Raw genomic sequence first — 25,553 nt, forward strand, 5'->3', positions numbered from 1 at the left:
GACAGCTTCAAGCTGCAAGGTACAAGCGGCAAGAAGGATAGCGGTGCCCGGGAACGACACGAACGACTTGAAGCGTGCGGCTTGAAGCTTGCAGCTTAGCGGAGCGAAAGCATGATCGATAAAGACAGCCTTACCCATCACATCTCCCAGCAGTTCAACGCCGAGCTTGAGGAGGTCCGCAGCCACCTTCTGGCGATGGGCGGCCTGGTCGAGAAGCAGGTCAATGACGCGGTCACCGCGCTGATCGAGGCCGACTCGGGCCTGGCTCAGCAGGTGCGCGAAGTCGATGAGCAGATCAACCAGATGGAGCGCAACATCGACGAGGAGTGCGTACGTATCCTTGCTCGCCGTCAGCCAGCCGCTTCCGACCTGCGTTTGATCATCAGCATTTCCAAGTCGGTGATCGACCTGGAACGTATTGGCGACGAGTCGACCAAGATTGCCCGTCGGGCCATCCAGCTGTGTGAAGAGGGTGAGTCGCCGCGTGGTTACGTTGAAGTCCGCCACATTGGCGATCAGGTGCGCAACATGGTGCGTGACGCGCTGGACGCGTTCGCTCGTTTCGACGCAGACCTGGCCTTGTCGGTAGCCCAGTACGACAAAACCATCGACCGCGAGTACAAAACCGCGCTGCGTGAGTTGGTCACCTACATGATGGAAGATCCGCGCTCGATTTCGCGGGTACTGAGCGTGATCTGGGCGCTGCGTTCGCTGGAGCGTATCGGTGACCATGCCCGTAACATCTCGGAGCTGGTGATCTACCTGGTGCGTGGTACCGACGTGCGCCATCTGGGCCTGGCCCGAATGAAAGAAGAGGTTCAGGGCAGCGCCGAAAAGGCTAATGTTCCGGGCGTTACTGACGATAAGTAAGACTGCCCCGAGAATGAACGCCCGGCTCAGGCCGGGCGTTTTCGTTTGCGGTCGAGCACCTCAAGGCAGCCGCGAACGACGCAACGAGTCCCGGCGTGAGCCAGTGTTTGGCAAATGGCCATCAGTCAGCGTTATGCTAGGCGGGATTCAATAGGAGTGGCGATGAGTAAAGTCAGTGTATTGGTTGTGGATGACGCGCCGTTCATTCGTGACCTGGTGAAGAAGTGTCTGCGCAACTATTTTCCCGGCATGGTCATTGAAGACGCCGTCAACGGCCGCAAAGCCCAGACGTTGCTGGCACGTGAAGCGTTCGACCTGGTTCTGTGCGACTGGGAAATGCCGGAAATGTCCGGGCTGGAGCTGCTGACCTGGTGCCGTCAGCAAGAGTCGATGAAGACGCTGCCGTTCATCATGGTGACCAGCCGCGGCGACAAAGAGAACGTCGTCCAGGCGATTCAGGCGGGTGTTTCCGACTTCGTCGGCAAGCCATTCACCAACGAGCAATTGCTGACCAAAGTGAAGAAAGCCCTGACCAAAGTCGGCAAGCTCGATGCGGTCATGGCCAGCGCACCAACACGTAGCACCTCGGCATTTGCCAATGACTCGCTCAATGCCCTGACTGCCGGGCGTGCCGAAACGGTCAAGCCCACGGCACCGGCCGCTGCGGTAGCAGCCGCCAAGCCGCTGATCAGCGCACCTAAGCCGGCGGCTGCCGCGCCTGCCGGACGTGGCCAGGGGCAACTGCGCTTGCCCAGTGGCGTGCAGCCGTGCGTGATCAAGGCCCTGAGCCTCAAGGAGGCGTTGCTGGTGGTGCGCCGTGGCGAAACCCTGCCTCAGGTGCTCGAAGGCGCGGTGCTCGATCTGGAGCAGGGCGAGAACGCCGAAATTGCCCGGCTCAATGGTTACTTGCATGCTGTGGCGGCGCTGGAACCTAAGCCTGACAGCGACTGGCTGCAGTTGACCTTCAAGTTTGTCGATCAGGACGCACAAAAGCTGGACTACCTGTCGCGACTGATTGCCCGTGGTACGGCGCAGAAGCATTTTGTGCCTGGGGCCTGACAGGCGCCCCTGTCGCGGGGCAAGCCCGCTCCTACAGGGTTGGTAGGGGTTGGCTTGTCACCGCTCGTCTATTGGTACACCTCTGAAACACTCCGGCCATCCTCTGGGCAAAATCTGCTGCTAGTCTTCGACAGATATCAACTGTCAAAAAGCCACTACCATGCCAGCACGTTCACTGCTGTTTTGTGCCTTGCTCGTGGCTTGTGGCCCGACGTTGGCCACCCCTATTTTTAAAAGCACCGATGCCTACGGCGTGGTTTCGTACTCTGACAGGCCGATGCCGGACTCTCAGCCCTTGGTTTTTCGTGATCGAATGGTCGAGCAGCTGGAGCGCCAGGTGAAACTGCACGCCATCAAGTTTACCGGTGGTGTGAGTTTCAGCGCTCGCAACGACACCTACGCCCCTGTGGAGGTGGAACTGCGCCTGCTACGCCTGAGCAACGCCAAGGGCGGTGGTGACCGGCTTGTCCGGCGGGTGGTACCCGCGCGGGCGGCAGTGCTGCTGACCGTAATCAATGCCCAGCAGCCGGGCAAACCGGTTGGGTACCAAGAGAAGTTCACGTTTGCTTTGGGCAACCCCAAGCAGCGTCAGCAAGCCTACCGTTACCCGGTGCCGTGGCGGGGCGGGCCATTTCGCCTGACGCAGGGGCCGAACGGGCAATACAGTCATTTTGGGCCAAAAGGCCGTTATGCCATGGACATCGCCATGCCCGAAGGCACGCCGATCATTGCTTCGCGGGCGGGCGTGGTGATCAAGACTGAAAACAACCAGAGTGGGCGTGGAACACATCCCTCGGGCAACTTTGTGCGCATCTTGCATGACGACGGCACCATGGGTGTCTATCTGCACCTGATGCGCGGTTCTGTGGTCGTGCGTGAGGGGCAGTCGGTGGTGTACGGAACGCCACTGGCGAAATCTGGCAATACCGGCAACAGCACCGGCCCTCATCTGCACTTCGTGGTGCAGCGCAACGTAGGCCTGGCGCTGGAATCGATACCGTTTCAGTTCAACCAAAACGTCGGTGGGTTGCCGAACTTCACCGCCGGCAACCCCTGACACCCGGTGGGAGCGGGCTTGCCCCGCGATTGCGGTCTGTCAGATACATCGCATCGCGGGGCAAGCCCGCTCCTACCAAGTGCAGCTCAATCGAGCTTTAGCACCTTGGCCAGGACAATCTTGGGGCCTTTCATCTTCTTGATGATGATGCGCAGGCCTTCGACCTCCAGCACCTCTTCTTCTTCCGGTACGCGTTTGAGCGTCTCGTAGACCAGGCCGGCGAGGGTTTCCGCCTCGATATGGTCCAGATCGATCCCGAGCAGGCGCTCGACCTTGAACAGCGGCGTGTCACCCCGTACCAGCAACTTGCCGGGCTGGTAGGCGAGGATGCCGCGTTCGGCTTTGCGGTGCTCGTCCTGAATGTCGCCGACCAGCACTTCCAGTACGTCTTCCATGGTCAGGTAGCCAATGACCTTGCCGTCTGCTTCTTCGACCAAGGCAAAGTGCGCGCCGCCTTTACGGAACTGCTCCAGCAGTTGGGCCAGCGGCATATGGCGGGACACGCGCTCCAGTGGGCGGGTCAGTTCGGCAAGGTTGAACGAATCCGGCAGGTGATCCAGATCGGCCAGTTCCAGCAGCAGGTCTTTGATGTGCAGCAAGCCGATGAACTCACCACGCTCGGCATCGTATACCGGATAGCGGCTGAATTTGTGGCGGCGGAACATCGCCAGGATTTCCTTGAGAGGGGCATGGGCGTCCAGGCAGACCATGTCCTCACGGGAGTTGGCCCAGTCGACCACCTCAAGCTCGCCCATCTCCACCGCCGACGCCAATACCCGCATGCCTTGATCGCTAGGGTCATGGCCGCGGCTGGAGTGCAGGATCAGCTTCAATTCTTCACGGCTGTAATGGTGTTCGTGGTGCGGGCCGGGTTCACCCTGGCCAGCGATGCGCAAAATGGCGTTGGCGCTGGCGTTGAGCAGGTAGATGGCTGGGTACATCAGCCAGTAGAACAGGTACAGCGGCACGGCTGTCCACAGCGAAAGCAGCTCGGGTTTGCGGATTGCCCACGACTTGGGTGCCAGCTCACCGACCACAATGTGCAGGTACGAAATCACGAAGAAGGCACTGAAGAACGATATTGCCTTGATCACTTCCGGCGATTGCACGCCGACTGCCGCCAGCAGGGGTTCGAGCAGGTGTGCAAAGGCCGGCTCACCAACCCAGCCCAGGCCCAGAGAGGCGAGGGTGATGCCCAGTTGGCAGGCGGATAGGTAGGCGTCCAGTTGGTTGTGAACGGTGCGCAGGATTTGCCCGCGCCAGCCATGCTGCTCGGCAATCGACTCGACGCGGGTCGAGCGCAATTTGACCATGGCAAATTCGGCCGCAACGAAGAAACCGTTGAGCAACACCAGCAGCAGAGCAAAAAGAATCATGCCGAAATCGGCAAAAATTTGGGCGAGGCTAATACCAGGGGAAGGGTCCATGATGGAGTTTTACGGGGTCCGTCATCTGAAGAAAGAGAGAAATACGGTGCCAGCATTCGCTGGCACAAGTTCGCCAATGTAGCGGCTGAGGGCGCGGTTGCCTAGGGGCGCAGCCTCAAGAGGCCACGCGCTGGGCGATTTGAGCAGGGGCAAAATGGCAGGTAAAGGTGCTGCCGTGGCCGAGCACACTGCTGACCTCCAGGCGCGCGCGGTGCCGCAACAGCACATGCTTTACGATCGCCAGGCCAAGGCCGGTGCCACCAGTATTGGAGTTGCGGCTGGAGTCGACCCGGTAAAAACGTTCGGTCAGCCGTGGCAGGTGCTTGGCGTCGATACCGATGCCCGAGTCCTGGACGCTCAGGTGTGCGCCTTGGTCGTCGCTCCACCAGCGAATGCGGATCTGTCCTTCGTCTTGAGTGTATTTGACGGCGTTGAATATCAGGTTAGAGAACGCACTGCGCAGCTCTGCTTCGCTGCCCTTGAGGCAAACACCGGGCGTGGCTTCCAGGGTAATGCGTTGGTTACGCTGACCAGACAATGCCTGAGCGTCACCCTTGATCGATTGCAGCAAGGTGTCGATCGCCACGGGCTGATTGTCCGAGGGGTAATCGGTGGCTTCCAACTTGGCCAGCAACAGCAGGTCGTTGAGCAGGGCCTGCATGCGTCCGCCTTGTTGCTGCATTTGCTGCAGTGCCCGAACCCAGCGAGGGTTAACGTCTTCGACGTTGTCGAGCAGGGTCTCCAGGTAGCCGGCGATCACCGTCAGGGGCGTGCGCAGCTCATGGGAAACGTTGGCGACGAAGTCCTTGCGCATCTGTTCGAGTTGATGGATGCGCGTGACATCGCGAACCAGCATCAAGTGCTCATTGTTGCCGTAGCGGGTGATATGCAGTTGCACGCGCAGGCGGTCGTTGATCGGTGAAGGGATTTCCAGAGGTTCAAGGTAGTTCTCCTGCTCGAAGTACTCCTTGAAGCGTGGGTGACGCACCAGATTGGTGACCGGCTGGCCGCTGTCCTGCGGGGTCTTCAGGCCGAGCAAGGTTTCGGCGGCGCGGTTCCACCATTCCAGATTGCCGTCACTGTCGAGCATGATCACCGCATCCCGCAGTGCGGCGGTGGATTCTTGCACGCGGTCGATCACTGCTTGCAGGCGGCCTCGCGCCCGCTGATCACGGCGTTGCAGGTGATAAATGCTGTCGAATACTTCGCCCCACAGGCCATAGCCATCAGGCGGCGCTTCATCAGGCTTGTGCAGGCGTAGCCACTCATGCAGGCGCAGCAACTGTTTGAGCGTCCAGCCCAGGTACAGCGCCAGGCCCAAGGCCAGGCTCCAGCCGTAATAGCCGCTGATCAGCCCGACCAGCAGGCAGGCGGTGATCAACAGCAGCATGTGGCGAATCAGAGTGCCATGCCAATTTTGGTTCAATTTGGATCCTTAGCGGATCAGCTGCAAGTTGCAAGCTACAAGCTGCAAGATTGAAGCGGACCGCGTGTTGCTTTTGCTCTTTCTTGAGGCTTGCAGCTTACAGCTTGCCGCTTAAATCAACTTTTAGTTGAGAACCGGTAGCCGGTGCCGCGTACCGTTTGTACCAGATTCTCGTAGGCGTCACCCAGCGCTTTGCGCAGGCGACGGATATGCACATCAACCGTGCGTTCCTCGACATACACATTGCCGCCCCAGACCTGATCGAGCAACTGCCCACGGGTATAGGCGCGTTCCTGGTGGGTCATGAAGAACTGCAGCAGGCGGTATTCGGTCGGGCCCATTTCCGCAGGCTTGCCATCAATGGTGACGCGGTGGCTGATGGGATCGAGCAACAGGCCACCGACTTCGATCGGTGCTTCGCCATCACTTGGGCCTGCACGGCGCAGTACCGCCTTGAGACGGGCGACCAGCTCGCGGGGCGAGAACGGTTTGGTGATGTAGTCGTCAGCGCCGACTTCAAGGCCCTGGATCTTGTTGTCTTCCTCACCCTTGGCGGTGAGCATGATGATCGGGATATCGCCAGTCAGTTCGTCGCGCTTCAGGCGGCGGGCCAGCTCGATACCCGAGGTGCCCGGGAGCATCCAGTCGAGAAGAATCAGGTCCGGCTTGCGGTCAACGATGATGGCGTGGGCCTGTTGGGAGTTCTCGGCTTCCAAGCAGTCATAGCCGGCCATTTCCAATGCAACGGCGATCATCTCGCGGATTGGCGCTTCGTCGTCAACGATCAGAATGTTTCTGCCAACCATGTTCAAACCTCTCCCTATTCAGGTGTCGTGGCCCGCATTAGATAACGGAATTATTGCAGTCGTGTGACAGGCTGTGACCGTTCCGGCAACATTCTGTTACTGAGCTAGGCTTAAGTTCCCTCTCTCGAGAAACATGGTGGATCCAATGACACGACATACGCTGAACTGGATGACGCTTTTTACTGCGGTGGCACTGGCGCTGCCCGGCATAGCGTCAGCCCATCATGCCATGATGAAAGATGGTGTGATGGTCGACCATGCAGGCATGACGCTGTACACCTTCGACAAGGATGCGGATGGCAAATCCATGTGCAACGGCGAGTGTGCCAAAAACTGGCCGCCATTGATGGTCAAGGCTAGCGACACGGCTGAAGAGGGCTGGACTCAGATCAAACGCGATGACGGCTCAATGCAATGGGCCTACAAAGGCAAGCCGGTGTACACCTTCGTCAAGGACAAGAAAGCCGGTGACATGACCGGTGACGGCATGAAGGACGTCTGGCACGTCATCAAATAGTCGAGCTTGATCGCGGGGCAAGCCCGCTCCCACATGTGTCCGGTGGGAGCGGGCTTGCCCCGCGATGAAGTCAGAAGCTGTAATCCAGCACAATCCCGACAAACACCAGCAACCCGGCCCAATGGTTGTGCAGGAAAGCCTTGAAACACGACTCGCGGTCGAGCTTGCGGGTCGACCAGAATTCCCAGACAAAGCACACTAAGGCAGCGATGAGCCCCAGGTGGAACCAGCCACCCAGCTCAAAGCGGTTACCCGCCAGTAGCAAGCACGCCAACGACAGCACTTGCAGGGTCAGGATAATGGCCCGGTCGGCCTCACCGAACAGAATCGCCGTAGACTTCACGCCGATCTTCAGGTCATCGTCGCGGTCGACCATCGCGTAATAGGTGTCATACCCCACCGTCCACAGCAGGTTGGCGATGTACAACAGCCAGGCAATGGCGGGCAGTTCACCGGTGGCCGCAGTGAAGGCCATCGGGATGCCCCAGGAATAGGCCGCTCCAAGCACCACTTGCGGGTAGTAGGTGTAGCGTTTCATGAACGGGTAACAGGCCGCCAGCGCCACTGCGCCGAACGACAGCCACACGGTTTGGGCGTTGGTGCACAGCACCAGCAGGAAACTCACGCCAACCAGCACGGCAAACAGCACCAACGCCTCACGGGCTTTGATTTTGCCGGCCGCCAGAGGGCGTTCGGCGGTGCGTTTGACATGGCCATCGACCTTGCGGTCGGCAAAGTCGTTGATGGCACAGCCCGCTGCCCGCATCAGCACCACACCCAAGGTAAAGATCACCACATTGGCCAGCGTCGGTGAGCCCTTGGCAGCGATCCATACGGCAGAGAGTGTTGGCCACAACAGCAGGTAGATGCCGATGGGGCGGTCCATGCGGCTCAGTTGAATGAAGTCCCAGGCCCGAGGGTGCAGGCGATTGAACGACTTGAGCAGCTGCAGGTACATCAGCGGATCTCCCCGGCAATCTCAGAGGCCTGCCACAGTGACGGCAGGAAAACTTCGGCAACCAATATACTCAATTCACCGCGGTCGAAGCGCGAGCGCCGCCCCCAGAGCGTATCGCAGGCATCCGCAGTCGGTAGCCAGGCCTGGGGGTAATGGCAAACTTCAATAGCACGGCGGGTGAAGGCCTGGTCGCAGAACAGCAGTTCGCCCAGCGAGCGGCTGCCCAGCGCTTCCATGTCCAGGCCACCGCTTTCCAGGGCGCTGCGGGCAGCGACACTGCGGGCGAACACCCAGGCCTGGCCGTGACCGCGCAAGTACACTTCGCGTACCCAGCCTTCGCTGCCGGGCGGCAGGTCGAGTGCCTGGCATTCGTCATCACGCAGGGGCTGCCAACCCTCGTAAAGGGGTGTAACAGAAAAGTGATCGGCGGATAATCGAGTCAGGCGACGCGTCAGTGAACCTTGATCAAACAACCAGTCAAGGAGTGCAGGCGTTGTGCTGTCTGCTACCTGAGAGTACTGCAACCATTCTGCAGCGGGCGCTTGCGATGTTTCGTACGGCACGATGGTATGGATTAACAGGCCAAAGAGACGGCGAGCTTAGCATGATTGCCCGATCCGGCTTGCATGCTGGCACCTGGCTCCAGTACAAAGCCCCTCCTTAGCGGGTCGCCACTGTAATTTTCATGAGAGCGGCCCCTCCAATGCCTGGGTCTGTTGAGGAAGTAAGCAATGAAAAAGTGGCAGTGTATTGTGTGCGGTTTGATCTACGACGAGGCCGAAGGTTGGCCGGATGATGGCATTGCCCCCGGTACACGTTGGGAAGACGTTCCGGCAGACTGGCTGTGCCCGGACTGCGGCGTGGGCAAGATGGATTTCGAAATGATCGCCATCGGCTGATCACTCTTTAATCAGGATGCAAGGACACAAGGCATGACTGCACCGGTGGTAATTGTGGGTACTGGATTGGCGGGCTACAACCTGGCCCGCGAATTTCGCAAGCACGACAGCGAGACGCCTTTGCTGTTGATTACCGCCGATGACGGCCGTTCCTACTCCAAGCCCATGTTGTCCACCGGCTTTGCCAAGAACAAGGATGCCGATGGCCTGAGCATGGCTGAACCCGGTGTCATGGCCGAGCAGCTCAAGGCTGAAGTGCGCACGCATACCCGCATCAGCGGCATCGATCCGGGCCACAAACGCCTGTGGATCGGTGAAGAGCAGGTGACCTATCGTGACCTGATCCTGGCCTGGGGCGCTCAAACCGTGCAGGTACCCGTGGCTGGGGACGCACCCGAGGCGATTTTCCCGATCAACGATCTGGAAGATTACGCGCGTTTTCGTGCTGCCGCCGCTGGTAAACGTCGGGTGCTGATCCTGGGGGCCGGGCTTATCGGCTGCGAGTTCGCCAACGACATGAGCTTGGGCGGTTTTCAGGTTGAACTGGTGGCTCCTTGCGAGCAAGTCATGCCGACCTTGCTGCACCCGGCTGCCGCTGGCGCCGTGCAGGCTGGCCTGGAGGGGCTTGGCGTGCGTTTCCATCTGGGCCCGGTGCTCAATCGCCTGCAACGCGTTGGCGAGGGGCTGGAGGCGCATCTCAGCGACGGTACGGTGATCGCTTGCGATTTGGTGGTGTCTGCTGTTGGCCTGCGCCCACGCATCGACTTGGCCGCTGCGGCCGGTTTGCAGGTTAACCGTGGCGTAGTAGTTGACCGCCAGTTGCGCACCTCGCATGCCAATATCTACGCGCTGGGTGACTGCGCTGAAGTCGATGGCCTCAACCTGCTCTACGTCATGCCGCTGATGAGCTGCGCGCGTGCACTGGCGCAAACCCTGGCCGGTACCCCGACAGCCGTTGCCTACGGCCCGATGCCGGTGACAGTGAAAACCCCGGCGTGCCCGCTGGTGGTCTCGCCGCCGCCGCATGGCCGCGAGGGCACCTGGCAGGTCGAAGGCCAAGGTACTGACCTCAAGGTGCTGTGCCATGACGCCGATGGCAACCTGTTGGGGTATGCCCTGACCGGCTCGGCGGTGATGGAGAAACTGGCTCTAAATCGGCAACTTCCGGCGCTAATGGCGTAAATAGCGGGCGTTCTGTCGGATTTCCCCTGTTATTGCCTCAACAATGGCCGTCCAGAGACTGGCGCGGCCTCCGACGGCATGCCATCCTCACTCCCGTCTGCCGCAGTTTAGAGCCTGCGGTGCCTTGGGCGCTGTCCTTCAAGGGCAGCACGGCATAACAACAAAAAACCGTCAAAGAGGCTTCACTATGCGCAAACCAGAACTCGCCGCAGCTATCGCTGAAAAGGCCGACCTCACCAAAGAGCAAGCCAATCGCGTGCTTAATGCCGTACTCGAAGAAATCACCGGCGCCCTGCACCGTAAAGACAGCGTGACGCTGGTCGGTTTCGGTACCTTCGTGCAGCGTCATCGTGGCGCCCGTACCGGCAAGAACCCACAAACCGGTGAGCCGGTAAAAATCAAAGCCAGCAACACTGTTGCTTTCAAACCAGGCAAGTCCCTGAAGGACAGCGTCAATCCGTGATGCCTCGCACCGATTGATTGCGTTGAGAAACGGGCACCCGATACGGTGCCCGTTTTTTATGGGGCGTTGGCTGGGCTGACGCCTCCGGTAGGAGCGGGCTTGCCCCGCGATTGCGGTGTGTCAGTGAGGCTGCTTCGCGGGGCAAGCCCGCTCCCACCGGCGTACGCACCAAACACCCAGAATTACGCAGTTACAGAGCTAACGGCGATGAACGTCGCGAAATGTGCGGCAAAGTATGGTGTTTTTGTAGCGAGACTATAAACTGCTTCGCCAGTCATTTTTTAGCCGAGGCGTGCACATGAAGTTTCGCTTTCTACTTTGGGCCATGGGCTTGCTGATGGCTAAGGCCAGTCGCCAGAACCCGGCGTTCCAGCAACAGCTGACCGACAAGGACCTGGTGTTCCAGCTGCAGACGCTCGACGGTAAGGTTGCGCGCCATTTCATCGTCAAAGACATGCGTATCAGCAGTCAGTCCGGTACGCATCCTCAGCCGGCATTCGCCATTGCCTTCAAAGACGCAGCCTTCGGCTTTTCCACCTTGCAGGCGAAGAACAAGCAGTTGGCATTCATGCAGGGGATTCAGGACAAGAGCATCCAGATCAAGGGCAACCCGGCGCTGGTGATCTGGTTCCAGGGCTTGATGAAGTACCTGAAGCCGAAGAAAAAAGCCTGAGCGGGCGCTCAGGCCACGAGGATCAGTGCTGGTTGAACTGCGAGGCCAGCTCGCGCAGCAGGGCTTCTGCTTCCAGCACTTTGGTCACGACATCTTCCGCTTTTTCGCGGGAGATGTTCAGGCGCTCCAGCAGCTCGTCCGGAATCGGCTCGTCAGGGCCCGAGCCAATGCCACGGGCACGTAGCAAGCGCACGGCCAGGCAAGCCAGGTTCGGGAAGGCAGCATGGTCGCCTTCATAGTAAGGGTCGTGCTGGAAGCGCAGCGCGGTGGCCAACTCATCCGGCATGTCCCAGAAACGCATTAGCCAGGCACCGATCTGCTCGCGGCTGATGCCCAGCAGGTGCTGCTCGACATAGCTGTGGCACAGGTGTGGGTTGACCTCCAGGTGTCGGCAGATCAGCGAGAAGTGCGGCGGGAAAATGTGGGCCAGCAACAGGTAGCCAAAATTGTGCAGCAGCCCGGCCAGGTACGTCAGGCCGGCTTCCGGGCGCTCTGCACGCGGTATGGCACGGGTCAGGCCTTCAATCACCGCTGCGGTGTAGATCGACTGCTGCCAGTAGGGTGTGGCTTGCTGGGGGTGGTCTTTGGGCAGGCTCAGGGTTTTACCCAATGCCAGGCCCAGCGCCAGGTTGATCACCAGATCAAAGCCCAGTACGCGCACGATGGCATCCTCTACCGAGCGAATCTTGCCCGGTGAAGCGTAGTAGGGCGACGCAGCCCAACTGACCACCTGTGCGGCCAGGGCTGGGTCGGTTTCGACCACGCCGGTGATGTCATCGATGGTCGCGTTGGGATCGACCCGCAGTTTGATGATCTTCTGCGCAGTTTCCGCCAGGGGTGGAATCTCGATGGTGTTTTCCAGGCGCTGTTGAATGCGGCGGGCCGTGAAGGCCTGGACAGCCTGGGAGATTTCATCGCGATCGTCGGTGGGGCGATCAAGGTTGGGGCGGATGCGTGACAGCAGTTCGCCGAAGTTGCCAGCGCTGGCCTTGCTCAGCATCTTTTTGAAATCGTCTCGCTCAATTTCCAGCCACAGGCCTGCTTGGCCGGAATGAACCAGCAGCCTTTCCGGTTTGAGCAGGCTCTCTTCATACAGGCACGGCGAGCTGGTCAGGGCCGGGATGCCGGGCAGAATTTTCAGGCCATGCTTGTCCAGCATCGTTTTGAGGCGGTCCAGCGGCACGGCAGCCAGTTTGCGGCCGGTCAGTTCGGCCAGGCGGTTGAGGTCCAGCAACTGATTTTGCGGGAACAGTACCATCAGCGCACCGACCGAATCGTCGAGCAACACCGCCTGGACTTTGCGCTCAGGCAACAGGTGCGGGTGATCCAGGACTTCCTGGTAGGCAATACCAAGCTTTTCCAGCAAAAGCCGGATAACAGACGGAGCGTGGGGGGTTGCGGTGTCCAAGGCAACTTCAGTCATGGTCTGTATCCAGAAATTTTATGTTCGCAAGAGTATAACCAGCTTCAACCTCGAGCTGGATCCAATTTGAGACGGCGATCACACCTGTCCATATTGCTGGCCATGACGCAGCCAGCGGTCCAGCAGCGGGCTGACATGCTCCGGCCAGCGTGCCAGCAGAGCCTGGGCGGCATCGCGTACCGCTGGCAAGAGATCAGCGTCACGCATCAGGTCAGCCACCTTGAACTGCAGCAGGCCGGTCTGGCGCGTACCGAGCATTTCACCGGGGCCGCGCAGCTCGAGGTCTTTCTCGGCGATGATGAAGCCGTCATTGGTTTCGCGCATGATCCCCAGGCGCTCGCGACCAATCTGCGACAGTGGCGGGTGATACATCAGTACACAGTGACTCACCGCGCTGCCGCGTCCGACCCGGCCGCGCAACTGGTGCAATTGGGCCAGGCCAAGGCGTTCAGGGTTCTCGATAATCATCAGGCTGGCGTTGGGCACGTCGACACCGACTTCGATCACGGTGGTCGCCACCAGCAACTGCAGGTTGCCTTGCTTGAACTCGGCCATTACCGCCGCTTTTTCGGCAGGCTTCATGCGCCCGTGAATCAGGCCGACGCGCAGTTCTCCCAAGGCACTGCCCAGCTCCTCGAAGGTGGTTTCAGCAGCCTGGCAGGTCAGCTCTTCGGATTCTTCGATCAGGGTACATACCCAATAAGCCTGACGCCCCTCGGCGCACGCCGCGCGCACCCGTTCAACCACCTCGAAGCGACGGCTGTCAGCAACCAGCACAGTGTTTACCGGCGTACGCCCAGGCGGCAATTCATCGAGGATCGAGGTGTCCAGGTCTGCGTAGGCACTCATCGCCAATGTGCGCGGGATGGGCGTTGCAGTCATGATCAACTGGTGAGGGCAGAGTTGCCCGCCAACGCCTTTCTGGCGCAGCGCCAGGCGTTGTTGAACGCCGAAGCGATGCTGCTCGTCGATGATTGCCAGGGCCAGGTTGTGGAATTTCACTTCTTCTTGGAACAGTGCATGGGTGCCCACCACCATTGGGGCGCCTGCTGCGATTTGCTCCAGGGCGCTGGCGCGGGCCTTGCCTTTGAGCTTGCCGGCCAACCAGGCAACTTCGATACCCAGCGGCTCCAGCCAGCGTTTGAAGGTGGCGTAGTGCTGTTCAGCGAGGATCTCGGTGGGGGCCATCAGCGCCACCTGGTAGCCCGCTTCCAGCGCCTGCAGGGCAGCCAGCGCGGCCACCACGGTTTTGCCGGCACCGACGTCACCTTGTACCAGGCGCAGCATAGGCTCGGGCTGACTGAGATCGTAGGCAATCTCGTTGCCAACTCGTTGCTGGGCTCCGGTGGGCGCAAAGCCGAGGTTGGCCAGGTATTGCTGGGGCAGGCGCGTGGCCTTGGGCAGTACCGGTGCTCGTTGCGCTCGCAGGCTTTCGCGCAGGCGCTGCTGCGATAGCTGGTGGGTCAGCAGTTCTTCAAACGCCAGTCGGTGCTGGGCCCAGTGCTGGCCTTCGGCAAGTTCGTCGACATCGGCGTCGGCTGGTGGGTGATGCAGGTAGCGGATCGCTTCATCCAGCGGTGCCAGTTGGTAGTCCCGGGCCAGCTCCAGCGGCAGCCAATCGGGCAGGCTACGCGGGCCGAGCATCGCCAGGCTTTGCTGGCACAGCTGACGCAGGCGCTGCTGGGTCAGGCCTTCAGTGGTCGGGTAGATAGGGGTCAGGGTCTGTTCCACGGGCACCGGTTCGTCGCCGGTCAGGGCGCGATACTCCGGGTGGTAGATTTCCAGGCCCGAGGCGCCGGGGCGGGCTTCGCCATAGCAGCGCAGGTGAGTGCCACGTTTCAGGCCTTCTTTTTGCGCATTGCTGAAGTGGTAAAAGCGCAGGCTCAGCACACCTGTGCCGTCACCCAGGCGCACCACCAGGCTGCGACGTTTGCCCATGACCACATCGGCGCCGCTGACGACGCCTTCGATCACCGCATCCTGGCCAGGGCGCAAAGCGCCGATCGGGGCCACACGGGTGCGGTCCTGATAGCGCAGCGGCAAGTGAAAGAGCACATCCTGAAGGTTTTCCAGGCCGACCTTGGCCAGCTTTTCGGCCATGGCTTCGCCAACGCCCTTCAGTGCAGTCACCGAGACCTGGGACAACTCCGACATGCTGACGTCCTACGCGCTCACCGGTGGTTTGGCCACCGAGCACAGACGGATGGAGTCGGCGAGGATCTCGATTGCCTTGGGCCGTGGGAAGCTGGCGCGCCAGGCAATGGCCACGGTGCGGAACGGCGCCGGTGGGCTCAAGGGGCGCACTTCGATGACGCCCGGTGCGTAGTGATGGCTGTGTACCGCCGACAGCGGCAGGATCGACACGCCAAGGCCCGACGCGACCATGTGGCGGATGGTTTCCAGCGAGCTGGATTCGACCGTGGTGTGCTTGGCACCGTCACTGCCCTTGGTCAGGGTCGGGCAGGCCTCAAGGACCTGATCGCGGAAGCAGTGGCCTTCACCGAGCAACAGCAGGCTCTTGTCGTTGAGCAGGCTGGCGTCGATGGTTTCTTTCTTGGTCCAGGGGTGCTCGCTGGGCATCAGCACATAGAAAGGCTCATCGTACAGCGGCAGGGTCAGCACATCGGCTTCATTGAATGGCAGCGCGATGATCACGGCGTCTAGTTCACCGTTGCGCAGCTTGTCGCGCAGGATGTGCGTGAAGTTTTCTTCGATGTACAACGGCATCTGCGGGGCGACCCGATGCAGTTGCGGGATCAGGTGCGGGAACAGGTAAGGGCCGACGGTGTAGATGGCCCCGACTTTCAGCGGTGCGGTCAACTGGTTCTTACCGGCCTGGGCCAGCTCGCGAATGCCTTGGGCTTGCTCGAGGACTTTCTGGGCCTGGGCAACGATACCTTCGCCGACCGGAGTCAGGCGTACAGCGCTTTTGCTACGCTCGAAGATCAGTACACCGAGCTCATCCTCAAGCTTTTTCACACCCACCGACAGGGTCGGCTGGCTGACATGGCAACGCTCGGCTGCATGGCCGAAGTGCTGTTCTTGAGCAAGGGTGACGATGTAGCGTAATTCTGTGAGGGTCATAACGTGCGTCCATGAAGTTGCGGCCCCAGCATAGCGGCTGCAATCGATAGACGCACGTTATCAGAGTTGCCTGGTTGTGACAGAAACAAAGTGTTAGCGCTTGTCCAGCGAGTAGACGAAAGGCGCGATCACCTCGATGCTGCCGTTGTTAAGCAATTCCTTGGGCGGCGGTGGAACCGGCTGGGCACGACGAATCATCTCCAGCGTTGCCCGATCCAGTGCGGCACTGCCCGAACCTCCGGCCAGGGTGTACGAAAGGATCTTGCCCTCGCCATCAACCACAAAGCGCAGACGGTTGATGCCTTCCATGCGCATACGACGGGCGTTTTCCGGGTAGCGCTTGTACTTGGCCAAGTGGCGCAACAGGTCGCTCTGCCAGGTTGGCAAGGCATTGCTGTTGGTAGCGATACTCGGCGCTGGCGCTGCGGACTTCTGAGTCGGCGCGTTGCTTGGCGGTGTATCGACCACTTCTTCGTCAGCAGGCTTTTCCTGCGGCGGCTCAGGCTTTTTCTCAGGCTTGGGCGGCTGCGGTTTAGCCTTCGGCTTGACCGGCTTGGCAATGGCGATTTTCGGTTTTGGCGCCTCGGCCAGTTTCGGCAATGGCGGTTCTTCAACCGGCGCTGGCGGCTGTGGCGGAGTCACGACCTTCGGCGGCGGTGGAGGTGCCGGTTCGGGCATCGGGGCCATTTCGATCATCATCGCCGCGGGCGGCAGTTCGATCGCTTGGGGTACCGACCAATTGAGCGTCAGCAGCACGGCGACGGCATGGATACCCAGCACAATCGCCAGACTGATGCTGTAACGCGTCATTTTATGCCGCGTCTTGATCATTTTTTGGCTGCCGTCTCAAGCCCGACCAGACCGACTTTCAGGTAACCGGCCGCGCGCAGCGAATTCATGACTTCCATCAGATCGCCGTAATCCACGCCTTTGTCAGCCTGGAAGAAGATCGTCGTGTCCTTGTCGCCCTTGGTCTTGGCGTCGAGTACTGCGCCGAGCTGGTCGCGTTGCACCTGCTCGTCACCGACATAGACGTTCTGATCGGCTTTGACGCTGAGGAACACCGGTTTCTCGGGCCTCGGCGCTGGCTTGGCGGTCGAGGCCGGCAGGTCGACCTTGATGTCGACGGTAGCCAGTGGCGCTGCCACCATGAAGATGATCAGCAGGACCAACATCACGTCGATGAACGGCGTGACGTTGATTTCGTGGTTCTCGGCGAGGTCGTCGCCACCTTCGTTAAGATGCAGGCCCATGGATTACCCCACTTTCACCATGTGAGGTGCAGTGGCGCGATCAGCTGGCTGGTGGTCCAGGTCGCGGCTGACCAGCAACAGGACTTCTGCCGAAGCATCCGACACCTGTGCTTTGTAACCGGCGATGGAGCGGGCGAAGACGTTATAGATAACTACAGCCGGGATCGCTGCAACCAGGCCCAGTGCGGTGGCCAGCAGGGCCTCGGCAATACCTGGGGCAACAACGGCGAGGTTGGTGGTTTGGGTTTTGGCGATGCCGATGAAGCTGTTCATGATGCCCCATACGGTACCGAACAGACCGACGAACGGAGCGGTGGAACCGATGGTTGCCAGCGCGCCGGTGCCGCTGCTCATGTTGCGGCCGCTGGCAGCTACCAGACGCTCAAGACGGAAGCTGACGCGCTCTTTGATACCTTCTTTCTCGCGGGTATTGGCCGACAGACGCATTTCATCCAAGGCATCGTGAACCAGCACGTGGCCCAGGGTGCCTTCCTTGTTGGTGGCGTCGCTGGCTTCTTTGAGGGTGGTGGCTTTTTTCAGCAGGGCGATATCGCCACGCAGACGACGCTTGGCGCCCATCAGCTCGAAGCCTTTGGCGATCCAGATAGTCCAGGTGATGATCGAGGCAATGACCAGGCCGATCATGACGATCTTGACCACGATGTCGGCGTTTTTGTACATGCCCCATGGAGACAGGTCGTGGGCCATGCCCAGGCTGGTGTCTTCAACCAGCGCTTCGACTTCGGCAGCTTCGCTGGCGGCCTGACCTTCAACAGGTGCTTGGCCAGCAATCGGGGCCTGGCCAGCAACAGGCGCTGGCGCAGCGGCTGGGTCAGCTGGTGTGGCTGGCTGTTCGCCAGGTGCTGCTGGGGCAGCAGCAGGCGCTACGGCAGCAGCGGGCGTTGCAGCAGGTGTGGTCGGCTCATCGGCCAATGCAGCCGGGGCCACGGCCAGGCTGAACATCAGCGCGGCAATGGCGCGCCATACGCGCGGCGTGGTTGGCGAAGCGGAAGGTTGGATACGTGTCATGCTGGCCGGACCTGATGAAGAAGAAAGAGTTGCTTGTCCTTCCAGGCCTCGATACAGGCCGAGAACAAAATTGGGCGGCCATTATTGCAAGTAATTCTTGTTAGCAGAAGTAATAAAGTTACTTTTTTTCCATCATTGCTAGCCGCCTATCGATTTATTTGGATAGGCTTGGCCTTTGATTTACGGAGTTCGGCAATGTCTGCGTCGTCTGTTTTGATCGTCGGGTGTGGCGATGTCGGTAGTCGCCTGGCCAAGAAAATGCTGGTTTCTGGCTGGCAAGTGAGTGGGCTTCGCCGCAGCGTGAGCGAGCTGCCAGCAGGGGTGACGCCGGTGGCTGCGGACCTGTTCGACCCGCAGTGCCCGGCCACCTGGCCGACAGAGGCGCCGGACTACCTGGTTTACTGTGCGGCGGCGAGCCAGCATGACGAAGCCGGTTATCAAGCGGCCTATGTCGGAGGTCTGAAGCACGTTTTGAGCTGGCTGGCTGAGCGCGGGCAGGCGCCACGACGCTTGCTGTTCGTGTCCAGTAGCGGTGTTTACGCTCAGCAGCAAGGCGAGTGGATCGACGAGATGTCGGCGACCGAACCGCAAAGCTATACCGGTACGGTCATGCTTGAGGCCGAACAGTTGGCGTTGGCCAGTGGCATTCCTGCGTCGGTTGTGCGGTTGACGGGTATTTACGGCCCTGGGCGTGAATGGCTGCTGAGTCAGGTGCGTCAGGGCTATCGGGTGACCGAAGAGCCGCCACTCTATGCCAACCGTATTCATGCCGAAGACGCTGCTGGCTTGCTGGCTTTCCTGATCAAGGCCGACGCTCAAGGGCACGCGTTGGACGATTGCTACATCGGCGTCGATGACGCGCCGGCACCGCTGGCCGAGGTGGTAGCCTGGCTTCGTCAGTATATGGGCGTCACGCAGTGGTCGGATTCGGAGCGGGTGCGTCGCACCGGCAGCAAGCGTTGCAGTAACGCCCGTGCTCGGGCGCTGGGCTGGGCGCCTCAGTACCCGAGCTTCAAGGAAGGCTATGCGGCGATCCTTGAAGGGCGCGACGCGTAAGTCTCAGCTCAGTCGCGTTCGAGCAGCCACTGACGCGCACCGGGTTGCAGCAGTGGTTTCTCGTCAGGTTGAGCGCTGTTGACGGCGCGCAGGATTTCCAGCTGATCGCCATCGCGCTTGAAGATCCATGGCGCGCCTTTCTGGTTACGTTCCAGCCACAGGCTGTCGTTGGCACCGCTCATGTCGGCACAGTCGCCGGCCAGGCACAGTGCATAGCGGTCCAGGTTGGGTAAGCCTTCGACGCTACCGTTGTCGCGAAAGTGCACCGTGGCGCCCTGGCCTGGGCCTTCGATGATCTTCCATTCGCCGCCCAGATAGGCACTGTACAGGGCCTGTTCAAACGTCGTACCGGTGCGAGCGCCCATCGGTGCAGGCGATTCGGCTCTCTCGAAGGTTTGCTGCGGCATGGCATCGCTGGTTTGCTGCACCAGTTCGTCACCATCGAGCGCCAGGGTCTGGACCAGGTTGCCAGCGAACGCGACCTGATATTGCTTTTCACTGGCGATGAGCTGGCCTTCAGCGATTTCAAAGCCGTTGTCGAAGCTGGCCTGGCTGGCAGCGACATTGACCTTCCATTCGAAGTTGGGGCCGTTGTCTTGCAGGGCCTGACGCAGGCTGACGCCTTTGGCAGCGGTATCAATGGCTTTCTGGTTGATCCAGATGCCGTTGTAATCTTCGGGTTTGTGGCTAGCGCATCCGCTCAGCAGTGCGGCAGCCAGGGTCAGGGCGAGCGCATGGCGCATGGCGGGGTCCTTTCCGGGGCAGAGCGAGGGCGAGCCGGGCGGCTCGCCGCGCGGGGGTATTACTCGAGGACCAGGATCGCGTCCATTTCAACTTGCGAGCCGCGTGGCAGAGCGGCAACACCGATGGCGGCACGGGCCGGATACGGTTGTTCGAAGTATTTGCCCATGATCTCGTTGACCTTGGCGAAGTGGCTCAGGTCGGTCAGGAAGATGTTCAGCTTGACGATGTCTTTGAACGAGCCGCCTGCAGCTTCAGCCACCGCCTTGAGGTTTTCGAAGACCTGAACGGTCTGGGCTTCGAAGCCTTCAACCAGTTCCATGGTTTTCGGGTCCAGTGGGATCTGGCCGGACATGTACACCGTGTTACCGGCCTTGATCGCCTGGGAGTAGGTGCCGATGGCGGCTGGGGCCTTGTCACTGGTGATGACGGTCTTGGTCATGATGACTCCTTGCTGTTATTGGGCTACGTGCGCATGCGGGTGATGCGGATCACCCCGGTCAGGGCGCGTAGTTTCTTGATCACGCGGGCCAGGTGCACGCGGTCGTGCACGCTGACTACCAGTTGGACCACGCTGATGCGACCATCGCGCTCGTCCATGCTGATTTTCTCGATGTTGCCGTCGGCAGCGTTGACGCTGCTGGCCAGCAGGGCGATCAGGCCGCGTTGGTGTTCCAGCTCGACGCGCAGCTCGACATTGAACTCGCCAGCGACGTCTTTGGCCCAGGAAAGCTGCACGCATTTTTCCGGGTTATGGCGGATTTCACTGATGTTCCGGCAATTTTCCAGGTGTACAACCATGCCCTTGCCCGCCGAGAGGTGACCGACAATCGGGTCGCCCGGGATCGGTGTGCAGCACTTGGCATAGCTGAGCACCAGGCCTTCGGTGCCACGAATCGCCAGCGGGCCTTCGGGTGCTGGCAACTGCTCGCCCTCGGTGGACAACAGGCGTCGGGCGACCACATAGGCCATGCGGTTACCCAGGCCAATGTCTTCGAGCATGTCCTCGATCTGCTCCAGGCGGTATTCGCTGAGCATGGCCTGGATGCGTTCCTGTGGGATTTTGTCCAGGGCGCTGTCGAAGCCATTGAGCACTTTGTTCAGCAGGCGTTCGCCCAGGCTGATCGACTCGGAGCGGCGCTGCAGTTTGAGCGCATGGCGGATATGGGTACGGGCTTTACCGGTGACGACAAAATTGAGCCAGGCGGGGTTCGGTCGGGCGCCTGGGGCGCTGACGATTTCGACTGTAGAGCCGCTCTGCAGGGGCTCGGACAGCGGCGCCAGGCGGCGATTGATCCGGCAGGCGATACAGCTGTTGCCAACGTCGGTGTGCACCGCGTAAGCGAAGTCGACCGCCGTGGAGCCTTTGGGCAGCTCCATGATGCGGCCTTTGGGCGTGAACACGTAGACCTCGTCCGGGAACAGGTCAATCTTCACGCTTTCAATGAATTCCAGGGAGTTGCCGGCACGTTGCTGCATTTCCAGCACGCCTTTGACCCACTGACGAGCGCGGGCATGGGTGCCTTTAGGCTGCTCATCGTCACTGGACTTGTAAAGCCAGTGCGCGGCAATACCGTTGTTGGCCATCTCCTCCATTTCGCGGGTGCGGATCTGGATTTCGATGGGCACGCCGTGCATACCAAACAGTGTGGTGTGCAGCGACTGGTAGCCGTTGGCCTTAGGAATCGCGATGTAGTCCTTGAAGCGGCCAGGCAGTGGTTTGTACAGGTTGTGCACGGCGCCGAGCACGCGGTAGCAGGTGTCTACCTTGTCGACGATGATGCGAAACGCGTACACGTCCATGATCTCGTTGAAGGCCCGGCGTTTGCCGCGCATCTTCTTGTAGATGCCATAGAGGTGTTTTTGCCGGCCGCTGACTTCGCCTTCAATGCCGTCGACCGCCAGGCAATGCGCCAGGGATTCTTCGATCTTGTTGACGATTTCCTTGCGGTTGCCACGAGCGCGTTTGACCGCCTGGTAGATGCGCGCAGAGCGCATCGGGTGCATGGCTTTGAAGCCCAGATCTTCAAACTCTACGCGCACACTGTGCATACCCAGGCGATTGGCGATTGGGGCGTAGATTTCCAGGGTTTCTTTGGCGATGCGGCGACGCTTCTCGCCTGACAGCACCTCAAGGGTGCGCATGTTGTGCAGACGGTCGGCCAGCTTGACCAGGATTACGCGGATGTCCCTGGCCATGGCCATGGCCATTTTCTGGAAGTTTTCCGCCTGGGCTTCGGCCTTGGTCTCGAAGTTCATCTGGGTCAGTTTGCTGACCCCATCAACCAGTTCGGCCACAGTCTCGCCAAATTGCGAGTTGAGGGCTTCCTTGGCAATGCCGGTGTCTTCGATCACGTCATGGAGCATGGCAGCCATCAGGCTTTGATGGTCCATGTGCATGTCAGCGAGGATGCTTGCCACCGCCAGCGGATGCGTGACGTATGGCTCACCGCTACGACGGCGTTGGCCGTCGTGGGCTTGTTCGGCGTAGAAGTACGCTCGGCGTACCAGGTTGACCTGGTCCGGACCGAGGTAGGTCGACAGGCGATCGGCGAGGGCGTCTATGCTCGGCACAGGATTACCTCCTGCCGAGGAAAAGGGACCTGCGCCGCACAACGTCGACCAGGCATAGGCTTAAACGGCCTCGTTCGCCTCTTCCTCGCTACCGAATGCAAAGGCAGGTTCGACTTCGACAATGGATTCGGCAGCGATGAATTCAGGGGTGCAGATGCCTTCAGCGATTTCACGCAGGGCAACGACGGTAGGCTTGTCGTTTTCCCATGCCACTTTCGGCTCTTTGCCGCCGGTGGCCAGCTGACGGGCACGCTTGGTAGAGAGCATGACCAGCTCAAAACGGTTATCCACGTGTTCTAGGCAGTCTTCAACGGTTACGCGGGCCATGGTCTTCCTCAAGTAGCAAATGCGGTGTTCAGCCCGAATGGGCGAGCGGACTCGATAGTTTAAAAAATCACCAGCCATTAGGGAAGCGCTGATTTCACTTCGAGCCCTGAATGCCTTGACGATAACCACTTCAGGGGCTCTAGCACAACTGTTTGATTGAAAGCATCGTGGGGCAAGCCCGCTCCTACAGGTTCCAGTGGGAGCGGGCTTGCCCCGCGATGGCAGTTACTGCCGCGCCAACGCATCCCGCAAGCGCGGCGTCAGCTCATCGAACAGCGTTTGCACTGACCGCAACGCCCGGCAGTCCGGGCGGGTCAGTAGCCACACTTCGGTGTCGCACCCCGGCAGGGCATCGCTCAGCGGCTCGACGCCCGGCAGGGTGTGGGCCATGTAGTCAGGCAGCGCGGCTACGCCCAGGCCAGCCGTCACCAGCTGGGCAATCGCAGAAATGCTGCTGCAGCGATAGCGCGGGGTGACGCCGGGTAGGTGTTCGCTGCGCCACACCTCGGTGGCGTGATCCTGCATGGTGTCATCCGGGGCGATCCAGGGCAGGCTGGTCGGCGCTTGCTTGAGCTTTTCGCGGTAGTGCTCCAAGCCGGACACAACGTAGGAAGCCGAGCCCAGGCAGCGGCCAACCAAGTGCTCGGGGGGCGAGTTGGTCAGGCGCAACGCAAGGTCGGCATCGCGACGGCTCAGGTTGGCGAAGGTGTTAGAGGTTGCCAGTTCCAGCGATAAAGCAGGGTAGGTGGGCATGAACTCAGCCAGCGCCGGCAGCAGCAGGCTGTGCAGCACCGCATCGGTACATGTCAGACGAACGGTACCACTCACCACCTGCTCGCCGTGCTCCAGCGCCACCCGCGCGGCATCCAGCGCCTGTTCGGCCCGCTCGGCTTGTTCAGCCAGGGCTTGGGCGGTGCCGGTAGGAATGTAGCCTTTGCGACTTTTTATGAACAACGCGGTACCGAGGGCAGCTTCCATGCGCCGAATCGAGCGGAACACCGTCGAAACATCCACCCGCAGCAGTTCTGCGGCTTTGGCCAACGAACGTCCGCGTACCAGGGCGAGTACCAGCGAGAGGTCGGCGTGACTGATCTGATATTGCATGGGTGCACTCTTTGCTTGCCTAAATGCCAATGTCTGTTGCGCTAGGGCCATTCTATAGTGAGGCAGCAGTCGTGAATCAACTCGTAACATTGTCAGAATGTGGAACGTGAGTCCTATTTGACAGCGTTCTGCAGTCCCCACGATGGACACATTAAAAAGAACAAACTGAACCATCGCCGCTCTCGGTAGCGCCGCAGTACCTCCTCCACAATCGTTCGATAAAAATCAAAGGATGCCTAGCCATGACGTCGGTCTCCCCGCGCGCCATCCCTCTCGACGAGATGGGTGAATTTCTCAAGGCCCACCCTGAGGTGCAATTTGTCGATCTGCTGATTGCAGACATGAACGGCGTGGTACGCGGTAAGCGCATCGAGCGTGCGAGCCTGGTCAAGGTGTATGAGAAAGGCATCAACTTGCCGGCTTCTTTGTTCGCCCTGGACATCAACGGTTCGACCGTCGAAAGTACCGGCCTTGGCCTGGACATCGGCGACGCCGACCGCATCTGTTTCCCGATTCCCGGAACCCTCAGCTACGAGCCCTGGCAGAAACGTCCGACCGCCCAGTTGCTGATGACCATGCACGAGCTGGACGGCGCGCCGTTCTTCGCCGACCCGCGGGAAGTCCTGCGCGGTGTGGTGGAGAAGTTCGACGCCCTGGGCTTGGATATCTGCGCAGCGTTCGAGCTGGAGTTCTACCTGATCGACCAGGACAACCTCAACGGCCGTCCGCAGCCGCCGCGCTCGCCCATCTCCGGCAAGCGTCCGCAGTCGACCCAGGTGTACCTGATCGACGACCTGGACGAGTACGTCGACTGCCTGCAAGACATGCTTGAAGCGGCGAAAGAGCAAGGCATTCCTGCCGATGCCATCGTCAAGGAAAGCGCCCCGGCGCAGTTTGAAGTCAACATGCACCACGTTGCCGACGCGATCAAAGCGTGCGACTACGCGGTGTTGCTCAAGCGCCTGATCAAAAACATCGCCTACGACCATGAAATGGATTCCACCTTCATGGCCAAGCCTTATCCGGGCCAGGCGGGCAACGGTCTGCACGTGCATATCTCGTTGCTGGACAAGAAAACCGGCAAGAACATCTTCGCCAGTGATGACCCCGAGCAGAGCCAGACCTTGCGTCATGCCATCGGCGGTGTGCTGGAGACCATGCCGGCGTCGATGGCATTCCTGTGCCCGAACATCAACTCCTACCGCCGTTTCGGTGCCCAGTTCTACGTGCCGAATGCGCCAAGCTGGGGCCTGGACAACCGTACTGTGGCTGTTCGCGTACCGACCGGCAGCAGCGATGCGGTACGTATCGAGCACCGCGTGGCCGGTGCCGATGCCAACCCTTACCTGATGATGGCGGCGATTCTGGCGGGCATTCACCACGGCCTGACCAACCAGATCGAGCCGGGCGCGCCGATTGAAGGCAACAGCTATGAGCAGCTGGAGCAGAGCTTGCCGAACAACCTGCGCGATGCGCTGCGTGAGCTTGATGACAGCGAAGTGCTGAACAAATACATCAGCCCGGACTACATCGACATTTTTGTCGCCTGCAAGGAAAGCGAGATGGCCGAATTCGAAGTGTCGATTTCCGACCTCGAATACAACTGGTACCTGCATACCGTGTGA

Annotated in this window: 26 protein-coding genes; 10 read left to right on the plus strand and 16 right to left on the minus strand. The window is 60.3% G+C overall.

Features of this window, described 5'->3' with window-relative positions:
* Positions 1-111 precede the first annotated feature (111 nt).
* The 3 genes from phoU (at position 112) to E1573_RS11615 (ending at position 2,986) form a co-directional block, all read left to right on the plus strand.
* Complete coding sequence (gene phoU, locus E1573_RS11605) at positions 112-870, plus strand: phosphate signaling complex protein PhoU (protein WP_133213739.1); 759 nt, start codon at positions 112-114, stop codon at positions 868-870.
* Positions 871-1,032: 162 nt separating this feature from the next.
* Positions 1,033-1,929: a response regulator gene (locus E1573_RS11610; protein WP_133213741.1), complete on the plus strand. Its 897-nt coding sequence runs from the start codon at positions 1,033-1,035 to the stop codon at positions 1,927-1,929.
* A gap of 160 nt (positions 1,930-2,089) precedes the next feature.
* On the plus strand, positions 2,090-2,986 hold the full coding sequence (locus E1573_RS11615) for a peptidoglycan DD-metalloendopeptidase family protein (RefSeq protein ID WP_133213743.1): 897 nt from the start codon (positions 2,090-2,092) through the stop codon (positions 2,984-2,986).
* An 86-nt stretch (positions 2,987-3,072) separates the two neighbouring features.
* Here the strand turns inward: E1573_RS11615 and E1573_RS11620 are convergent, their stop codons facing one another.
* The 3 genes from E1573_RS11620 to phoB form a co-directional block, all read right to left on the minus strand.
* Positions 3,073-4,413, minus strand: a complete 1,341-nt coding sequence (locus tag E1573_RS11620; RefSeq protein WP_133213745.1) for a hemolysin family protein — start codon at positions 4,411-4,413, stop codon at positions 3,073-3,075.
* A gap of 115 nt (positions 4,414-4,528) precedes the next feature.
* Positions 4,529-5,803, minus strand: a complete 1,275-nt coding sequence (phoR, locus tag E1573_RS11625) for a phosphate regulon sensor histidine kinase PhoR (RefSeq protein ID WP_256659525.1) — start codon at positions 5,801-5,803, stop codon at positions 4,529-4,531.
* A 152-nt stretch (positions 5,804-5,955) separates the two neighbouring features.
* Entirely contained in the window at positions 5,956-6,645 is a 690-nt protein-coding gene (gene phoB, locus E1573_RS11630; RefSeq protein ID WP_010225936.1) for a phosphate regulon transcriptional regulator PhoB, read from the minus strand.
* A 145-nt stretch (positions 6,646-6,790) separates the two neighbouring features.
* Between phoB and E1573_RS11635 the strand changes: the two genes are divergently transcribed.
* Positions 6,791-7,162: a hypothetical protein gene (locus tag E1573_RS11635; protein WP_133213749.1), complete on the plus strand. Its 372-nt coding sequence runs from the start codon at positions 6,791-6,793 to the stop codon at positions 7,160-7,162.
* A gap of 70 nt (positions 7,163-7,232) precedes the next feature.
* On the opposite strand, the gene ubiA is transcribed toward E1573_RS11635, so the two are convergent.
* Together ubiA and E1573_RS11645 are read right to left on the minus strand one after the other, a co-directional pair.
* Positions 7,233-8,120: a 4-hydroxybenzoate octaprenyltransferase gene (gene ubiA / locus E1573_RS11640; protein ID WP_133213751.1), complete on the minus strand. Its 888-nt coding sequence runs from the start codon at positions 8,118-8,120 to the stop codon at positions 7,233-7,235.
* Complete coding sequence (locus E1573_RS11645) at positions 8,120-8,644, minus strand: chorismate lyase (RefSeq protein WP_371925157.1); 525 nt, start codon at positions 8,642-8,644, stop codon at positions 8,120-8,122. The genes ubiA and E1573_RS11645 overlap by 1 nt, the downstream gene beginning before the upstream one ends.
* A 207-nt stretch (positions 8,645-8,851) precedes the next feature.
* Here E1573_RS11645 and E1573_RS11650 point away from each other — a divergent pair, with 207 nt between their 5' ends.
* The 4 genes from E1573_RS11650 to E1573_RS11665 all read left to right on the plus strand — a co-directional run bounded on the left by E1573_RS11650 (position 8,852) and on the right by E1573_RS11665 (position 11,337).
* Positions 8,852-9,019, plus strand: coding sequence for a rubredoxin (locus E1573_RS11650; RefSeq protein WP_028942479.1), 168 nt, complete (start codon positions 8,852-8,854; stop codon positions 9,017-9,019).
* A gap of 33 nt (positions 9,020-9,052) precedes the next feature.
* Positions 9,053-10,201, plus strand: a complete 1,149-nt coding sequence (locus E1573_RS11655; protein WP_133213755.1) for an NAD(P)/FAD-dependent oxidoreductase — start codon at positions 9,053-9,055, stop codon at positions 10,199-10,201.
* Between the two features lie 187 nt (positions 10,202-10,388).
* A complete protein-coding gene (locus E1573_RS11660; RefSeq protein ID WP_133213757.1) occupies positions 10,389-10,664 on the plus strand; it encodes an HU family DNA-binding protein in 276 nt (91 codons plus the stop codon).
* A 298-nt stretch (positions 10,665-10,962) separates the two neighbouring features.
* Positions 10,963-11,337 carry a helicase gene (locus E1573_RS11665; protein ID WP_133213759.1) on the plus strand — a complete coding sequence of 125 codons (375 nt, stop codon included), beginning with the start codon at positions 10,963-10,965 and terminating at the stop codon, positions 11,335-11,337.
* A 22-nt stretch (positions 11,338-11,359) separates the two neighbouring features.
* On the opposite strand, the gene E1573_RS11670 is transcribed toward E1573_RS11665, so the two are convergent.
* The 6 genes from E1573_RS11670 to exbB all read right to left on the minus strand — a co-directional run bounded on the left by E1573_RS11670 (position 11,360) and on the right by exbB (position 18,126).
* A complete protein-coding gene (locus E1573_RS11670) occupies positions 11,360-12,760 on the minus strand; it encodes an aminoacyl-tRNA deacylase and HDOD domain-containing protein (protein ID WP_133213761.1) in 1,401 nt (466 codons plus the stop codon).
* A gap of 78 nt (positions 12,761-12,838) precedes the next feature.
* Positions 12,839-14,914 carry an ATP-dependent DNA helicase RecG gene (gene recG / locus E1573_RS11675; protein WP_133213763.1) on the minus strand — a complete coding sequence of 692 codons (2,076 nt, stop codon included), beginning with the start codon at positions 14,912-14,914 and terminating at the stop codon, positions 12,839-12,841.
* A 9-nt stretch (positions 14,915-14,923) separates the two neighbouring features.
* Entirely contained in the window at positions 14,924-15,844 is a 921-nt protein-coding gene (locus E1573_RS11680) for a hydrogen peroxide-inducible genes activator (protein WP_128321929.1), read from the minus strand.
* Between the two features lie 93 nt (positions 15,845-15,937).
* Positions 15,938-16,675, minus strand: a complete 738-nt coding sequence (locus E1573_RS11685) for an energy transducer TonB (RefSeq protein WP_133213765.1) — start codon at positions 16,673-16,675, stop codon at positions 15,938-15,940.
* Positions 16,672-17,097, minus strand: coding sequence for a TonB system transport protein ExbD (exbD, locus tag E1573_RS11690; protein WP_133213767.1), 426 nt, complete (start codon positions 17,095-17,097; stop codon positions 16,672-16,674). The genes E1573_RS11685 and exbD overlap by 4 nt, the downstream gene beginning before the upstream one ends.
* Before the next feature lie 3 nt (positions 17,098-17,100).
* Positions 17,101-18,126, minus strand: a complete 1,026-nt coding sequence (gene exbB / locus E1573_RS11695) for a tonB-system energizer ExbB (protein ID WP_133213769.1) — start codon at positions 18,124-18,126, stop codon at positions 17,101-17,103.
* Positions 18,127-18,321: 195 nt separating this feature from the next.
* On the opposite strand from exbB, the gene E1573_RS11700 reads away from it, so the two are divergent.
* Positions 18,322-19,182 carry an SDR family oxidoreductase gene (locus E1573_RS11700; protein WP_133213771.1) on the plus strand — a complete coding sequence of 287 codons (861 nt, stop codon included), beginning with the start codon at positions 18,322-18,324 and terminating at the stop codon, positions 19,180-19,182.
* An 8-nt stretch (positions 19,183-19,190) separates the two neighbouring features.
* Here E1573_RS11700 and E1573_RS11705 read toward each other — a convergent pair whose 3' ends face one another.
* From E1573_RS11705 to E1573_RS11725, 5 genes are all read right to left on the minus strand, one after another.
* Entirely contained in the window at positions 19,191-19,925 is a 735-nt protein-coding gene (locus E1573_RS11705; RefSeq protein ID WP_133213773.1) for a hypothetical protein, read from the minus strand.
* A gap of 59 nt (positions 19,926-19,984) precedes the next feature.
* Positions 19,985-20,365: a RidA family protein gene (locus E1573_RS11710; protein WP_038615925.1), complete on the minus strand. Its 381-nt coding sequence runs from the start codon at positions 20,363-20,365 to the stop codon at positions 19,985-19,987.
* Positions 20,366-20,388: 23 nt separating this feature from the next.
* On the minus strand, positions 20,389-22,497 hold the full coding sequence (gene spoT / locus E1573_RS11715; RefSeq protein ID WP_133213775.1) for a bifunctional GTP diphosphokinase/guanosine-3',5'-bis pyrophosphate 3'-pyrophosphohydrolase: 2,109 nt from the start codon (positions 22,495-22,497) through the stop codon (positions 20,389-20,391).
* A 60-nt stretch (positions 22,498-22,557) separates the two neighbouring features.
* Positions 22,558-22,824, minus strand: a complete 267-nt coding sequence (gene rpoZ, locus E1573_RS11720; protein ID WP_028942466.1) for a DNA-directed RNA polymerase subunit omega — start codon at positions 22,822-22,824, stop codon at positions 22,558-22,560.
* Positions 22,825-23,049: 225 nt separating this feature from the next.
* Positions 23,050-23,928: a LysR family transcriptional regulator gene (locus tag E1573_RS11725; protein WP_133213777.1), complete on the minus strand. Its 879-nt coding sequence runs from the start codon at positions 23,926-23,928 to the stop codon at positions 23,050-23,052.
* A gap of 242 nt (positions 23,929-24,170) precedes the next feature.
* Here E1573_RS11725 and E1573_RS11730 point away from each other — a divergent pair, with 242 nt between their 5' ends.
* Positions 24,171-25,553, plus strand: coding sequence for a glutamine synthetase family protein (locus E1573_RS11730; RefSeq protein WP_133213779.1), 1,383 nt, complete (start codon positions 24,171-24,173; stop codon positions 25,551-25,553).

This window comes from Pseudomonas sp. H9 (assembly GCF_004353925.1).
GTDB lineage: Bacteria > Pseudomonadota > Gammaproteobacteria > Pseudomonadales > Pseudomonadaceae > Aquipseudomonas.